Raw genomic sequence first — 14,159 nt, 5'->3', positions numbered from 1 at the left:
AATGGAACGCCACTGTGGGTTTCTTCAGCGGCAATCGCTTCCGTGTTTGCGGTGTCGGCATACCGGCCTGATCGTGGACTCGTGACGGAATTCGACGTGAACATCCTGACCACACGGGCCACCGACGCGTCCGGTCGCCGGTGGCCGGGAGCCGTGGTGTCCGCACCCTCGGCGCTGCCGGGTGGGGTGTCGAGCCTGACGTACCGGGCCACGCTGACGCGACCGGGCCTGCCCGACAGCGAGATAGTCCTCAAGATAGCACCGCCCGGGCTGGAACCGGTCCGCAACCGGGACGTGCTCCGCCAGGCACGCATCATCCGTCTCCTCGACGGCGCACCCGGCGTCCGCGTGCCGTCGATTCTCTTCGAGGAGGACGGAACGGCCGAACGCCCACCGCTCTTCGCGATGACCCTCGTCGACGGACAATCCTACGAGCCACTGCTCGACGTCGCCGACGACCCGCCCGCCCCGGGCACCGTCACCGTCCGCGCCCGTGCGGCCGCCCGGATGCTCGGCCGCATGCAGAACCTGGATCCCGTCGCACTCGGAATCGGCGACGAACCGGTCGTCACGGTGCCGGAGGAACTGGAGCGCTGGCAGCGCCTGCTGGACACCGTCGGCGACGACATCGCACCCCGGCACGCCGAACTCCATGCCGCCCTCGCGGAACGGATCCCGACACCGGTCGCTCCCACCCTGCTACACGGCGACTACCGACTCGCGAACATGCTGTTTTCTGGCGAAGACCTCGCCGCGATCATCGACTGGGAGATCTGGTCGGTCGGCGATCCCCGCACCGACCTGGCGTGGTTGCTGATGCACACCGACCCGGTGCACCGGTTCCGGCGGTCCCGTCCCACGACCGATATCGAGGCCGGCACCGGAATGCCCTCCCGCGACGAACTGTTGGGCGCCTACCGCGCCGAGCGTGACGTTCCGGTTCCCGACCTGGACTGGTTCCTCGCCTACTGCCACTACAAGACGGCGTCGACCCTCTCGGTCTTCGTCAAGCGCAACCGGAAACGCACCGATCCAGACCCGGCCCTGGTCGTCGCCGCCGACAGCCTCGCCGCGGTGATCGAGCGCGGCCTCACCGTCCTCGGAGCACCGGTGGCGCCCTGAGGACCGACGGCATCAGGCCGACGACACCACCTCCGTGACATTGCGAGGTACCACCGCCGTGACATTGCGAGGTACCACCTCGACGACAACCTTCCCCGTCGCGGCGCGGTCGTCAAGCGCGCGCAGGGCGGTCGCCGCCTGCTCGAGCGGGAACGTCGCCCCGACGAACGGCCGGATCGCGCCCTCGGCGGCGAGTCCCTCGACGGCGTCCCGGACCATCCGCAGCGTCCCTGGATATTCGGTTTCCATGTTGTCCATGGTGATTCCCGTGACGGTGAGGTTGCGGTGGAGGAGCCGGTTGACCTTCACGGTCGGGATCGAACCTCCCGTGAATCCGACGACGACGAGCCGCCCGCCCTGCCGCAACGAGCGGAGCGAGTCGGTGAACCGGTCACCGCCCACCGGGTCGATCACGACGTGGACGCCGCGCCCGTCCGTCAGATCGCGGACGTCGTCGAGCCAGGGTCCGTCCGACCGGACCACCGCGTGTGCACCGCATCGCCGGGCCACCGCGGCCTTCTCGGCATTCGAGACCACAGCGATCGCCTTCGCGCCGAAGGTCTCGGCGAGGTCGAGTGCGGCGGTGCCCACCCCGCCCGCTGCGCCGTGGACGAGGACGTACTCCCCTGGCTGAATCTGCGCTCGATGAAGTGCGTACCAGGCCGTCGAGTAATTCATGTACAGGGCAGCGCCTTCGACGAATGACATCGCCGCCGGGAGCTTCACCGTGTAGTCGGGCAGAGCCAGCGCGCGGTCGGCGAGCGCACCGTGCCAGACGATTCCCCCGACCCTGTCGCCCGGCCGGAAATCGGTCCCGGCCGGTGCCTCGACCACGACACCGGCGAATTCGCTGCCACATACGTATGGTGTCGGCACGCCGTTCTGGTACTTGCCCCAGGTCTGCAACGGGTCGATGAACGACAGACCGGCGGCGTGCACGTCGACGAGCAGCCGCTGTCCGTCCGCGCGTGGGTGGGCGCCGACAGGTTCCGGCACTTCTGCCAAGGTGGCGGCCTCGGGGCCGGTTAAGTCCTCGACGACGACTGCGCGCATGGACGTCACTCTCCTCGTGTTCAGTGGAAGTAGGCCACGACCGCGTCCGCGACGCAGGCGGGCTTGTCGGAGCCCTCGATTTGGAAGGTCTGACGGATCGTGAACCTGTATCCGCCGTCGATCGGCCGCGCATCCTGCAGTCGCGCCGTCATGCGGATCCGGGAGCCGACCCGGACAGGATTCAGGAACCGCACCGAATCGAAGCCGTAGTTGAGGCCAAGCGAGTGCCCGTTCATCTCGAAGATCTCGTAGAGGAACTTCGGCCCGAGCGACAGGGTGAACATCCCGTGGGCGATCGTGCCGCCGAATCCGGCCTCCCGGCCCCGCTCGGGATCGAGGTGGATTCGCTCGAAGTCCTCGGTGTCGTGCGCGAACGCCGTGATGCGGTCCTGGGTCACGTCGTGCCAGTCCGTCGTGCCGAGGTCGGTGCCGACCCTCGCTGTCAACTCGTCGATACCGTTCAGCTTCAGCATTCCCGCATGCAACCACGGAATTCCCCACGATCAATGGAGTCGTCCTCACCCGCACTGGAGAAATCAACAGTGCGGCGCGACGACCTCCTGGCCGCGGATCCCGTCGCTCCCTAGCGTCCGAGACATCGGATCCCGAATCGGAGGACGCCCCATGGACTGGACCATTCCCGACGACGTGCAGCAGTTCGTCACCGACCTCGACGCGTTCATCGACCGTGAGATCGTGCCGCTCGAGGCCAAGCACCCGCAGTTCTTCGATCACCGCCGCGAGTACGCGCGCACGGACTGGGAGCGGGACGGGTTTCCGAAGCAGGAATGGCGCGAGTTGCTGCTCGAGGCACGGCGTCGATCCGATGCCGCCGGCTTCTTCCGGTTTCCACTGCCGCGGGCGCTCGGCGGGAACGACGGCAGCAACCTCGCGATGGCCGTCGTCCGCGAACACCTTCTCACCCGGGGTTCGGGCCTGCACTTCCCCCATTCCGACGAGGCGTCGGTGGTCGCGAACCTGCCGCTCGCCCTCGTACTCCACGAATACGGCACCGCGGAACAGCGGGAGCAGTACCTCGAACCGCTGATCCGCGGCGACATCGAGATCGCGTTCGGACTCACCGAGCCGGGGCACGGCAGCGACGCGACGTATCTGGAGACGACGGCCCGGCGCGACGGCGACGACTGGGTGATCACCGGGGCGAAGCGCTTCAACAGCCTGGTCGACTGTTCCGAGGTCGACCTCGTGTTCGCACGCACGTCGGGGCAGGCGGGCAAGGCCGACGGGATCACCGCGTTCCTCGTGCCGACGGACGCCCCCGGCTTCTCGGTGCCGTTCAACCACTGGACGTTCAACATGCCCAGCGACCATTCGGAGGTCCATCTCGACGACGTGCGGGTGCCCGCGGGAGCCGTGGTCGGCGAGGTCGGCCGCGGACTCGACTGCGCCCAACTGTTCGTTCACGAGAACCGCATCCGGCAGGCAGCGTCTTCGCTCGGCGCCGCGCAGTACTGCATAGACGAGAGCGTGCGGTACGCGCAGGAACGGGTCGTCTTCGGCAAGCCCCTGCACGAGCACCAGGGCATCCAATGGCAGCTGGTGGAATTACAGACCGACGCGGAACTGATCCGCAACACGATCTACAAGACCGCCGCGATGATGGACGAGCTCGGGAAGACGGCCGTCACCGACAAGGTCGCGATGGTGAATCTGCGCAGCAACCAGCTCGCGTGTCGGGCCGCCGACCGCGCGATCCAGATCCACGGCGGTGTCGGATACACCCGCCACAAGCAGTTCGAGCACATCTACCGCCACCACCGCCGCTACCGCATCACGGAAGGTACGGACGAGCTCCAACTTCGTCGCATCGCGAGCAGAATGTTCGACTTCGGGTCTCGGCGGGGAGCGACTGTAGGAACCGCTTGAGGCAGTTTGGTCTGTCCTTTGCATTTGGCCTGTCCATATGCTCTCATGCTGTGACGAGCGCCACTCAGGTGGCTCGCCCGCACCCCAAGTACACGGTCCGACCCTCGACATCGATCGACAGGAGCTCCCATGAGCACAGCGTCCACGCGGCATCTGAACCGCTGGTGGTACGTCGTCACAGGCTTTGTGACACTGCTGTTCGGCACGACCGCCGTCAACGTGTTGTTCAACATTCTGGGTAAGCCCATGACCGCAGAATTCGGCTGGGAACGAAGCGTCATCAGCAACGGCCTGTCCATCGAAACGGTGCTGGTGGGCATCAGCATCGTCATTCTGGGTTTCCTCATCGACCGGTACGGGCCCAAGATCCCGTCGGTTCCGATGTCACTGGCGTTCGGCATCGGCCTGATGCTGATGTCCGCGCTGCCGAACAATCAACTCGTCTTCTACCTGCTCTGTGTCGTGATCGGCGCCGGAGCGGGCGCCGTGAACCCGGTGGCGCACTCGACCGTGGTGAGTGCGTGGTTCCAGGACCGTCGCGGCATGGCGCTGGGCATCCTCATGGCCGGCCTCGGCTCGTGCGGAGTACTCATGCCGTATCTGGCCAACTGGATGCTCGGCATCGGCGGATGGCGGATGGCGTTCCTGGTCATCGGAGCCCTGTGCACGGTCATCCCGGCCGCGGTCTACGCCTTCGTCACCCGCATGCCCGCCGAACACGAGGCCGAGCGCGTGGCCGCGCGTCTACAGGGCCGGATGGCCGGGGAATCGCTGCTCACCATCGCGAGGAAGTACCGGCAGTTCTGGCTGCTGTCGGTCGCCATCTTCTTCGTGTCGTCGGCGACGTTCGGCCTGATGTCCCAGGTCGTGCCCATGACCACGGACAAGGGCATCAGCCAGGGCACCGCCGTCTCCATTCTGTCGGTGCTGAGCCTGGCGTCGATCGGAGCACGACTGCTGGTCGGCTACCTGCTGGACCGGTTCTATGCCCCCGTCATCGGCTCGATCATCTTCGCCCTGTGTGGGGTCGGGGTCTTCCTCATGATCACGTCGTCGCAGACGGGCGTACTGTTCGCCGGCGCCGCCCTGATCGGTCTGGGTCTGGGTTCCGAAGGCGACCTCGCCGCCTACATGGTGAGCCGGTACTTCCCCAAGCACTCGTACGGCCGGGTGCTGGGATTCATTTACTTCCTGTACGCGCAGGGGTCGGCGTTCGGCATCTTCCTGCTCGGACAGGTCTACGGCGCCACCGGCTCCTACAGTGCCGGCGCTCTTCCGATCATCGTCCTGGTCGGCGTCGCCATCGCGTGCCTGCTGATGATGGGTTCCTACCGCTTCACGCTGGACCATCGCGAAATCGGCGCCGACAATGTGACCGTAGAACGGAAGGAGCACGTATGACCGACGGATTTCACGACGCCCTGGTGACGCACACCGCCGAGGACATGCCGGAGAAGTTCTTCGACCGGTTCATGTTCAATCTCCACCCGGACGGAGCCGCTGCACCGTCGGTGATCCTCGGCGCCGGCGTCTATCCGCCGCGGAACGTCGTGGACGGCTTCGTCGTCCTGACCACGGAGTCCGAACAGCGCAATCTCCGCTTCTCCACCGAACACTCCGACACCGACGGCGCCTCCGTCGGACCGTTGACGTGGGAAACCGTGGAGGACAACAAAACCTGGCGAATTCAGCTGCGTGAGAACAAGACCGGGCTCGAACTGGATCTGCTCTGGCGCGCACGGGCGCCGTACTGGCTCGGATCGGTGGACGTGAAGAACACGGACGGCAACGTCACCGCGTTCGATCACCTCTTCCAGCCCGGTCGCTACGAAGGCACTCTCACCCTCGACGGAACCACTACGTACGTCGGGGGGTGGTACGGCCTGCGGGACCGCTCCCGCGGCGTGCGCACGATGTCCGGGGGCCAGGGCCTGCACATCTGGTACCAGGCCCAGTTCCCGGACCGCACGTTCGGATTCCTGCTCGTCGAGGACCGCGTGGGCGGACGGATCCTGTTGGAGGGCGCCGTCATGCACGACGACGGCCGACTCGACGACATCGCCGACGTCCGGCACGACCTGGTGTTCACCTCGGGCAACGACCTCGCTTCCGGCACGGTGGAGATCGTGACAGCCTTCGGAGCCACCTACCGCGTCGACGCGGACGCCTCGGCCGGCGGGGGCTTCATGGCAGGCGGCGGCTACGGCGGGCACCACGGCAAGGTCCGCGGCCGCGACCACGAGGAGTTCGACGTCTACCCGTTGGACGGGACGGTGGGGCCGAAGACTCTCGACTCGGCCCTGACCGACCGGTGCTGCACGTTCGACTGGGACGGGCAGACCGGGTACGGGATCTTCGAGTTCGCGCTGTCGCGGTCGTCGTCCTACGCGTACCGCGCCAGCATCGCGACGTAGTCCGATGCGTATCACTGCCCCTGCACCCGCCGACAGTGCAGGGGCAGTGCACTATTCGCGGAAGGCGTCCAGGCCCTCGCTCGCCATCCGCACCATGTGGTCGGCCAGCCCGGCCGTGCGAGTCACCTTGGCCGGCCAGTATGCGATGGAGAAGATCATGCCCAGGCAGGACTGGGTGGCCACGGACACTTCCGCCGGTGACGCGGCGGGGATCGACCGCGCCACCGCAGCCTCCCAGCTCTGGACGTACTGCTTGCGCCGGCGATTGATCGCCTTCCGCCACGGATCGACCAGCGACCGGTCTTCACGCTGGCTGACATTCACGAGATGCCGGTGCCGGGCTGCGAACAGGGCGTGGTGCCGGATCATCCGCTGGAGATCGAGATCCGCGTCGTCGTGGACGGGTTCGGTGGCGCCGATCAACTCGTCCATCGCCTCGTCGAACAGGGTGGCCAGGATCTCGTCCTTGCCGGAGAAATGGCGGTAGATGGCGGGACCGCTCAGTCCGGCACGGGACCCCAGTTCGTCGACACTCGTACCGTGAAAGCCTTTTTCGTAGAACAGCTCTGCGGCAGTGTCGAGGATCTTCCGGTTCCGGTCCACCGCGCCATTCTAGCACCCGTTGTGAACGATCGTTATAGTGGATCGATGACGATACCAGGCGGAATCCCCTCCTACCTCCAGGTGGTCGCACTGCCCCGCGAGTGCGGGCCGGTGCTCGTTCCGTCCGCCTACGAGGACGAGAACGGCCACATGAACATCCGCCACTACTTCGACCTCGAGGCGCAGGCGATCGCGGAGGTGTTCGACCGGATGGGCATCACCGACGACTACCGCGCAACCCGCGGCCAGGGGTTCTTCACCGCGGAGCACCACATCCGCTACTACGCGGAGGTCCACGTCGGCGACCGGGTGTCGGTGCACGCGCGGATCGTCGCACGCTCCGACAAGGTGGTGCACGCGATGGCCTTCCTCGTGGACGACACCACCGAGCGCCTCGCCAGCACCCTCGAGGTCACCGCCACCCACGTCGACCTCACCAGCCGCCGGGTCGTGCCCTTCGCCGACGACGTCGCCGAAGCGGTCGATCGGGAACTCGCCCGCACCGACGTCGACTGGCCCTCACCCGTCTGCGGTGCGATGGGCATCCGCGCCCGGGCCTGAGCGGATTCCTCCACGCGTCCTGGACAGACGCTCACCTTCTCGGTTCCCGCACGCGTTCTAGGGTCCGAGAACGGGTGCGGGAGCCGAAAGACGAGCGCGACGAGTCTAGGGTGTGAATACCGCTTGAAGGCTGCGGACCGAGCTCGGCTCGGGATCGAACCCGAGCGGCAACAGCCATGCCCGGTCGACATCGGCTCGATGGAGACTCGCCGCGACGACGGCCCGTTCGATCCGGCGCCGCGTCGCGGCGTCGAGCTCATCGGTCTCCCGAAGCGCCCGGCTGATGGCCGAGGACAGTTCTTCAGTCGCCCGGCGCTGCTGCTCCCCCGTCGCGCCGGCGTCCTCCGACACCCGTGCGGCGGTGCCGAGTGCGCGCTCGAACGACGACCACGACGGCAGCGAACCGATATCGGTCCGGATTTCGTTTCCCAGTGCGACCTGCTCGCGGAGCTGACCACGCTGCCGATCCCCGATCCAGTGCGCACGGCCCTCGACGAAACGGACGAAGTCGGTGACCAGCCGAACCTGTTCGATCGCCTGGGCGTCGCCGCTGGCGTCGACGACCGGGGTGACCACTTCGGTCAGCGCCTTGACCGCAGCGATGGCGGTATTGGTCGTGTAATCCATGTCAGACCACCTTCTCGAGGAGTTGTCCGAGTTCACGCACGAGGACGGGGACCACGCCCTCAAGCCGGGCGAGTAGCACATCCTGGTGCGAGCGGCCGAGCCGTGCCACGCGGTACGAGGTCGCCAGGGTTTTCACGATCGCGTAATAGCTGCAGAAGACCGAGTACCACTCGATGCGGGCGGGGTCGACGGTCAGACCGGACGCCTTCTCGTACTGCTCGAAGAGATCTTCTCTCGGCAACATCCCACTGGCCAGGAACGTCTTTCCATCCTCGGCGTAGTGGCCGTAGAGGGGTTGGGTGCAGTAAGCGAGATCCGCGTGCCGGTCTCCCAGATGCCCGAGTTCCCAATCGAGCCATGCCGTGACAGTCGCCGACTTCTCGTCGAAAAGGAAATTGCCACTGCGGAAGTCGCCGTGGACGAGGCTGACACGCTCGGTCACCGGAAGGTTCCGTTCGAGCCACCCGGCGGCAACGTCCATCAACGGAACGTCCTCGCCGCGATCCTGTTCCCAGATCTGCCGCTCGAAGTTCAGCCTCCACAGCGCACTCTGGTTGGTCCCGGAATCGGGACGGACCAGAGCGTCAGACGTGACATCGGATACGTCCCGAGAGTGCAGAGCGGCGAGGTGTTGCACGAACTGCGGTGCGAGTTTCGCGCGCAGTTCGGGACCGAAATTCGTCCCGAGGCCGGACACCTGGCCAGTCTTTGTGGTCTGCGGCTTCGTGACACCGTCGACGAAGTCGCACACCAGCGCCGGCTCGGGGAACTCGTCACCATACGCGTCGGTCCAGCGGACCGCCGGCACCGGCAGCACTCCACGTGCCGCCGAGATGAGTTCCGCTTCCGTCTGTTTGAACGTCGCGTTCAGCGTCTCGGGCGGATCCATCCGGAGCAACATGCGGTCGGCGACCGGGCCCCTGCCAGGCTCGGACCAGTTCAACGTGAACGCCATCTGGATCTTCGATGCCCCGCCGGTGAGCCACCGGGTGTCGGTGACCGCGAAGTCGCCCTCCACCCGCTTCTCCAGGAACTTGGTCAGCGCGGTGCTCAACTCCTCCGGAGTCGACCGCATCCAGATCGGCCCCCCGCGTCGACGGAATTTCAGGTCGAGTGCGATCTGACTGGCCGAATCCGTGGGGAATCGGCGCCTCCCGGCCTCGATCATTCCTTCCGTGGGATGGTCGCTTCCCACTACCGAACCCGTGGTCTCGACTGCTGTTTGCATCGTGCTCACCTGCCCGTCGTTCCTGCGGCCAGACGTCGCGCTGCCCGGCCGTGCCGCGAGGTGCGGTCGGCCAAGAACTCGATCCCCCAGGTGTCGGCCATCAGTCCGTAACCGAGGCGGCCGTCGAGTTCGTAGCGCATCAGGGCCTGGAAGGTCACGTAGGACGGACTGAAGGTGTACCACGGCGCACTGGCCACTGCCGAGCCGTACACCTCGTATGTACGACCCCGTTCGTCGGTGACGCGGATACGATTGGACGTCGGAAGCAGGTCCACCTGACTTCCTTCCATCTCCGCACTGGTGATCCCGTACACCTTGCCGTCCTCGTAGACGTATCCGAATCGCAGCGGGCCGTAGCTCACCTCGTCGTCGTGATCCGGCGCCATCACGAGGTGGATTCCGAAGTTCTCGTCGAACGGAATGTGCACGTATGAGATCGCGGCCTGGCCGAGTTCGGTTCGCTCTCCCCAGCTACGGTCCGTGCCACCCATCGAATCGATCGTGTACTTCTTCCCGCGCAGTTCGAGGGTTCCGGTGACACGACCGAGGAAGTCGAGGTGTCCGCCCGCCCAAGCATCGCCGAGCCCGAGATCGGTGTGCTCGGGATCCACCGACAGCAACGGATTCTCGGCTGGATCGTTGGGGTCCCAGGCCGGCATGCACCCGTCGATCCTCATGTCCATCGAGCACACACCGGCCAGGCTCTCGTATGTGAAGTGGTACCCGGTTGGCGGCGCGTCGACCTCGACGGAGAGACCGTTCTCCAAGGAAAATTTCATCATCGAGTCCGGACACGGGACGTGCATGTGCGGATCGGTGAAGTCGACACTGAAGGGGTCGGAATTGTGCCCTTGAACCACGTTGATCGACGAGATCGTCGCGCCCACGTTCGGCCGCGCCAGGACATAGACGTTCCCGTAGATCCTCTCCTCCGGGATCGCGAACCAGAATCCGATCGTCTCGGCCCACCTCTTCAGCGTCGGGTCGTTGGGATGGAAGTCGGCGTCTTCGGGCTTGATCATGTTTCCTGCCTCGTGGTTGAAGGTATTCGGTGTCAGGACATTCGGTTATCGGGGTACTCACACACCCCGGTAGATCGACTTGACGTTCTGGAAGCTGCGGAGGCCCTCGGGACCGAGTTCGCGGCCGAGGCCACTCGCCTTGACCCCACCGAACGGAGACCAGGGATCGTTCGAGTAGGCGTTGATCCCGACCGTCCCCGTGCGGACCCGGCGCGCGATCTCCTCACCGCGAGCCGGATCGGACGTCCACACGGAACCGCCGAGGCCGTACACGGAGTCGTTCGCGATTGCGACGGCGTCGCCTTCGTCGCGGTACGGGATCACGGTCAGGACCGGACCGAAGATCTCCTCCTGAGCGATCGTCGCCGAGTTGTCGACGCCGACGAACACGGTCGGTTCGACGAACCAGCCACCGTCAAGATCACTCGGGCGGCCACCACCGGTGGTCACCTCGAAGCCGTCGGCTCGCCCCTTGGCGATGTACCCCTCGACCCTGTCCCGTTGTCGTGCTGACACCAGTGGACCGATGTGAGTGCCCGAATCGAGTGGGTCCCCGATCTTCAACGACGCGACCATGTCGGTCACGCTGTCGACGACGGCGGCATACTTCGACTCGGGTGCCAGGATGCGGGTGTTGAGCCAGCAGATCTGGCCGTTGTTCAGAAGGGTCGCCGAGAAGAAGGCCTCGGCGTGCGCAGACAGGTCTGCGTCGTCCAGCACGATTGCGGCGGACTTGCCCCCGAGTTCGAGGGTGACCGGACGCAGGAGCCGCCCGCAGGTTTCGGCGATCGATCGTCCGGCCGCGGTGGAACCGGTGAACGACACCTTGTCGACGCCCGGATGCGCGACGAGGTGGGCACCGACTTCACGTCCGGCCGGCACGATGTTGAGCACACCCGCCGGGAGACCTGCGGCGATCGCGGCCTCGGCCACCGAGTACGCATCGAACACCGTCTCCTCCGCCGGCTTGAGGACAACCGTGCACCCGGCTGCGAGAGCGGGCGCGAGCTTGAGGAACGTGATCCCCTGCGGGACGTTCCACGGCACGATGGCCGCGACGACGCCGATGGGATCGTGGACGACGCGGGTGCTGCCTCCAGCCATGCCTGGGCGTAGTTCCTCGGCGACGCCGGACCTCATCAGATCCGCGTAGTAGCGCAGCAGAATCGCCGGGAAGACGGCCTCGATCCCGCGGGCCACGGTGGTCGGCATGCCGTTCTGGATCGTCACCCGGCGGGCCGTCTCGTCGCCGCGCTTCTCGAGTTCGGCCGCGAAGGCGTCCACGATCTCGCCGCGCCGCTCCGCCGACCAGGTACTCCACCCGTCGGGGGCGTCGAAGGCCCGCCGAGCTGCGGCGACGGCGGCGTCGATGTCCGCTTCCGTACCTCGCGGCACCGACCCGATCTGCTGCTCGGACAGCGGTGACCGTACTGCGATCAGGTCGTCACCCTGTGGCGCCGCCCAGGCACCGTCCATGTAGAAGCTGTCGTATCGAATGTCATTCACTGGCTTGTCTTTTCCCTTCACTGATGGGCGGCTACACGACGTTCTGCAGGTCTGCATCCGGGACGAGAACCGCTTTCACGACGTCACCACGGTGCTGTGCGGCGACGGCCTCGTTGATGGCCGACAGCGGAAAGGTGGTGATCATCTTGTCGAAGGGGAACCGACCTGCCCGGTAGTGCCCGATAAGTTCCGGAATGAACTCGGACGGATCGCTGTCCCCCTCGACGATTCCCTTCACGGTCAACCCCGTCTGCATCGTGCTCACGATGTTCAGCGGAAGGTCGACGGAAAAATCCGAGGGAACGCCGACCAGACCGAGAACGGCGTTACAGCCGACTGCCGCAATCGCGCTGCGTATAACGTCGACGCGGCCGGTCGTATCGAAGACGTAGTCCACGCCCCCGGGGACGATCCGGCGGACCCCCTCGGCCAGGTCACCGTCGGCTGTGGGGTCGATCGTGTGCGTTGCCCCCATGTCGGTGGCCATCGTCCGCCGCGCCTCGTGCGGTTCCACGACGAGGATCGGCGAACAGCCCTGGATCCGCGCCGCCATGACCGCCGCGAGGCCCACGGGCCCGGCACCGAGAATTATGAGACTGGACCCAGCGTGGCACCGCATCGATCGCATGACCGCACCCGCACCGGTTTGGAGCCCGCACCCCAGCGGACCGAGTTGCGCCAGCTTCAGGTCCGCATCGACCGCGACGACGTTCCGCTGATTGACCACAGCATGAGTCGCGAAAGAGGACTGGCCGAAGAAATGGCTGTACACCGGGCCCGCCTCCGATTCGAGTGCCCGGGACCCGTCGGGTCGCGTCCCGATGTAGTTCTCGACCGCGAAGTCGCGACAGTAGGCAGGGTTGCCGGACGTGCACGAGGTGCACCGTCCGCAACTGTTGAAGGACACCACCACGTGGTCACCGGGCGCCACGGTCGTCACCCCGGCGCCTACCGTGGTCACGACCCCGCTGCCCTCGTGCCCGAGCACAATGGGATACGGAAGTCCGTAGATGCCGTCGCGCGCCGCAATGTCGGTGTGACATATGCCGACACCGCGGATCTCGACGAGAATCTCGTCCGGCCGCAGCTCGGCGAGGGATACCTGCTGGAATTGAAAATTCGAATGCGGCTCGCGTGCGAGCGCTGCGATGATGGTCATCTCGCTCCTGATTTCGGGTCTATCGCCCTGTAATACCGACCATACTACAGAACTATCGGACCAAAAAGTGATGACCGGAAATTCGGCGAATCGGCAGATCCGTTGTTCCGAAGCATGTTTCGGGAAGCGCCACGTCGCGGACGCGGCCGCGCCCCGACTCACATGGTGCCGGACGGCCTCAGTTCACGAATACGGGACTCGATTCCTACTGCTGCTCTGCGTATCTGGGCGACGAGTCCGGATTCGAGGCTCGACTGAAGGCGGGTCGTCGGCAACGCGACGACGAGGGCGCCGAGAGCAACACCTTCACCGTTGCGAAGACAGAGCGCGACGGAGGACAACCCCACCTCAACTGTGTCTACCGCTGTCGCGTAACCCTTCTCGGCCACAGCCCGCAATTCCCTGCACAACTGGGCGAACTCTGCCGGTGCCAGCCGGTCGGCCGACAGTGCGTGGTCCGACTGATACAGGTCGGTGAGCGCACTGTCGCCGAGTTGCGCGAGCAGCACTCGGCCGCCGGCCGACGTGCGGGCAGGTGGAACATGCCCCTGGCGGTTTCCGACCCTGAGCAGCTTCTCCGACTCCACGGCTCCGATCACCCGAGACGCGACGCCCGTGCGTACGACGAGATTCACCGTCTCCCCTGTCAGAGAGGCAAGTTCGCGCATCGGGCCGAGGCTGGCATCGCGGAATGTCTTGGTCCAGGACGAATGAGTGGGACCGACCCCGATCGACGGCCCCGGGAGGTACCGCCGCGACTCGTCCTGCACGACGAAGCCGTGGTAGATCAGCATGGCCAGCAACCGGTGGGCGGTCGACTCGGCCACGCCGATCTCCTCGGCGGCATCCTTCAACCGGAGGCTGCCGTGGTCGCGGACTGCATTCAGCAGTAGCAGCGCATTGTGCACGGACTCGATCATGTAAGTCGGCTTACTGATCGGCCTCGTCTTCATACCGGGATGATAGTCCGACTTCAC

General features: G+C 65.9%; 14 protein-coding genes. 5 read left to right on the top strand and 9 right to left on the bottom strand.

Annotation, left to right across the window (positions count from 1 at the left end):
• The first annotated feature begins 81 nt into the window (after positions 1-81).
• Positions 82-1,122, top strand: coding sequence for a phosphotransferase family protein (locus OYT95_RS24995; protein WP_268789424.1), 1,041 nt, complete (start codon positions 82-84; stop codon positions 1,120-1,122).
• A 12-nt stretch (positions 1,123-1,134) separates the two neighbouring features.
• Here the strand turns inward: OYT95_RS24995 and OYT95_RS24990 are convergent, their stop codons facing one another.
• Entirely contained in the window at positions 1,135-2,175 is a 1,041-nt protein-coding gene (locus OYT95_RS24990) for an NADPH:quinone oxidoreductase family protein (RefSeq protein WP_268789423.1), read from the bottom strand.
• Between the two features lie 20 nt (positions 2,176-2,195).
• Positions 2,196-2,648 (bottom strand): MaoC family dehydratase, encoded by a 453-nt coding sequence (locus OYT95_RS24985; RefSeq protein ID WP_009475514.1) that lies wholly within the window; start codon positions 2,646-2,648, stop codon positions 2,196-2,198.
• Between the two features lie 151 nt (positions 2,649-2,799).
• Between OYT95_RS24985 and OYT95_RS24980 the strand changes: the two genes are divergently transcribed.
• From OYT95_RS24980 to OYT95_RS24970, 3 genes are all read left to right on the top strand, one after another.
• The gene (locus tag OYT95_RS24980) at positions 2,800-4,062 is read left to right on the top strand and encodes an acyl-CoA dehydrogenase family protein (protein WP_268789422.1); all 1,263 of its coding nucleotides are present in this window, start codon (positions 2,800-2,802) and stop codon (positions 4,060-4,062) included.
• A gap of 129 nt (positions 4,063-4,191) precedes the next feature.
• Positions 4,192-5,463: an MFS transporter gene (locus tag OYT95_RS24975; RefSeq protein ID WP_268789421.1), complete on the top strand. Its 1,272-nt coding sequence runs from the start codon at positions 4,192-4,194 to the stop codon at positions 5,461-5,463.
• Positions 5,460-6,476 carry a DUF7064 domain-containing protein gene (locus OYT95_RS24970; RefSeq protein WP_268789420.1) on the top strand — a complete coding sequence of 339 codons (1,017 nt, stop codon included), beginning with the start codon at positions 5,460-5,462 and terminating at the stop codon, positions 6,474-6,476. The genes OYT95_RS24975 and OYT95_RS24970 overlap by 4 nt, the downstream gene beginning before the upstream one ends.
• A 51-nt stretch (positions 6,477-6,527) precedes the next feature.
• On the opposite strand, the gene OYT95_RS24965 is transcribed toward OYT95_RS24970, so the two are convergent.
• Entirely contained in the window at positions 6,528-7,079 is a 552-nt protein-coding gene (locus OYT95_RS24965) for a TetR/AcrR family transcriptional regulator (RefSeq protein ID WP_037231263.1), read from the bottom strand.
• Between the two features lie 45 nt (positions 7,080-7,124).
• On the opposite strand from OYT95_RS24965, the gene OYT95_RS24960 reads away from it, so the two are divergent.
• Entirely contained in the window at positions 7,125-7,640 is a 516-nt protein-coding gene (locus OYT95_RS24960; RefSeq protein ID WP_128641222.1) for a thioesterase family protein, read from the top strand.
• Positions 7,641-7,745: 105 nt separating this feature from the next.
• On the opposite strand, the gene OYT95_RS24955 is transcribed toward OYT95_RS24960, so the two are convergent.
• From OYT95_RS24955 to OYT95_RS24930, 6 genes are all read right to left on the bottom strand, one after another.
• Positions 7,746-8,267, bottom strand: coding sequence for a hypothetical protein (locus OYT95_RS24955; protein ID WP_009475520.1), 522 nt, complete (start codon positions 8,265-8,267; stop codon positions 7,746-7,748).
• Between the two features lies 1 nt (position 8,268).
• Complete coding sequence (locus OYT95_RS24950) at positions 8,269-9,495, bottom strand: phosphotransferase family protein (protein WP_043779387.1); 1,227 nt, start codon at positions 9,493-9,495, stop codon at positions 8,269-8,271.
• 5 nt (positions 9,496-9,500) lie between these two features.
• Complete coding sequence (locus OYT95_RS24945) at positions 9,501-10,517, bottom strand: DUF7064 domain-containing protein (RefSeq protein WP_268789419.1); 1,017 nt, start codon at positions 10,515-10,517, stop codon at positions 9,501-9,503.
• A 57-nt stretch (positions 10,518-10,574) separates the two neighbouring features.
• Positions 10,575-12,023: an aldehyde dehydrogenase gene (locus tag OYT95_RS24940; RefSeq protein WP_009475523.1), complete on the bottom strand. Its 1,449-nt coding sequence runs from the start codon at positions 12,021-12,023 to the stop codon at positions 10,575-10,577.
• A 31-nt stretch (positions 12,024-12,054) separates the two neighbouring features.
• A complete protein-coding gene (locus tag OYT95_RS24935; RefSeq protein ID WP_268789418.1) occupies positions 12,055-13,182 on the bottom strand; it encodes an NAD(P)-dependent alcohol dehydrogenase in 1,128 nt (375 codons plus the stop codon).
• Positions 13,183-13,340: 158 nt separating this feature from the next.
• Positions 13,341-14,135, bottom strand: coding sequence for an IclR family transcriptional regulator (locus OYT95_RS24930; protein WP_268789417.1), 795 nt, complete (start codon positions 14,133-14,135; stop codon positions 13,341-13,343).
• Between the last annotated feature and the right edge of the window lie 24 nt (positions 14,136-14,159).

The sequence above is a fragment of the Rhodococcus sp. JS3073 genome, from assembly GCF_026810085.1.
GTDB lineage: Bacteria > Actinomycetota > Actinomycetes > Mycobacteriales > Mycobacteriaceae > Rhodococcus_F > Rhodococcus_F wratislaviensis.
This window is presented reverse-complemented; position numbering and strand designations above follow the sequence as displayed.

Excerpts from the sequence above, each read along its gene's own strand:
- OYT95_RS24975 (WP_268789421.1), top strand. The coding sequence starts at position 4,192 with ATGAGCACAGCGTCCACGCGGCATCTGAACCGCTGGTGGTACGTCGTC.
- OYT95_RS24970 (WP_268789420.1), top strand. The coding sequence starts at position 5,460 with ATGACCGACGGATTTCACGACGCCCTGGTGACGCACACCGCCGAGGAC.
- OYT95_RS24980 (WP_268789422.1), top strand. The coding sequence starts at position 2,800 with ATGGACTGGACCATTCCCGACGACGTGCAGCAGTTCGTCACCGACCTC.
- OYT95_RS24935 (WP_268789418.1), bottom strand. The coding sequence starts at position 13,182 with ATGACCATCATCGCAGCGCTCGCACGCGAGCCGCATTCGAATTTTCAA.
- OYT95_RS24930 (WP_268789417.1), bottom strand. The coding sequence starts at position 14,135 with ATGAAGACGAGGCCGATCAGTAAGCCGACTTACATGATCGAGTCCGTG.
- OYT95_RS24960 (WP_128641222.1), top strand. The coding sequence starts at position 7,125 with ATGACGATACCAGGCGGAATCCCCTCCTACCTCCAGGTGGTCGCACTG.
- OYT95_RS24990 (WP_268789423.1), bottom strand. The coding sequence starts at position 2,175 with ATGCGCGCAGTCGTCGTCGAGGACTTAACCGGCCCCGAGGCCGCCACC.
- OYT95_RS24955 (WP_009475520.1), bottom strand. The coding sequence starts at position 8,267 with ATGGATTACACGACCAATACCGCCATCGCTGCGGTCAAGGCGCTGACC.
- OYT95_RS24985 (WP_009475514.1), bottom strand. The coding sequence starts at position 2,648 with ATGCTGAAGCTGAACGGTATCGACGAGTTGACAGCGAGGGTCGGCACC.
- OYT95_RS24945 (WP_268789419.1), bottom strand. The coding sequence starts at position 10,517 with ATGATCAAGCCCGAAGACGCCGACTTCCATCCCAACGACCCGACGCTG.
- OYT95_RS24950 (WP_043779387.1), bottom strand. The coding sequence starts at position 9,495 with ATGCAAACAGCAGTCGAGACCACGGGTTCGGTAGTGGGAAGCGACCAT.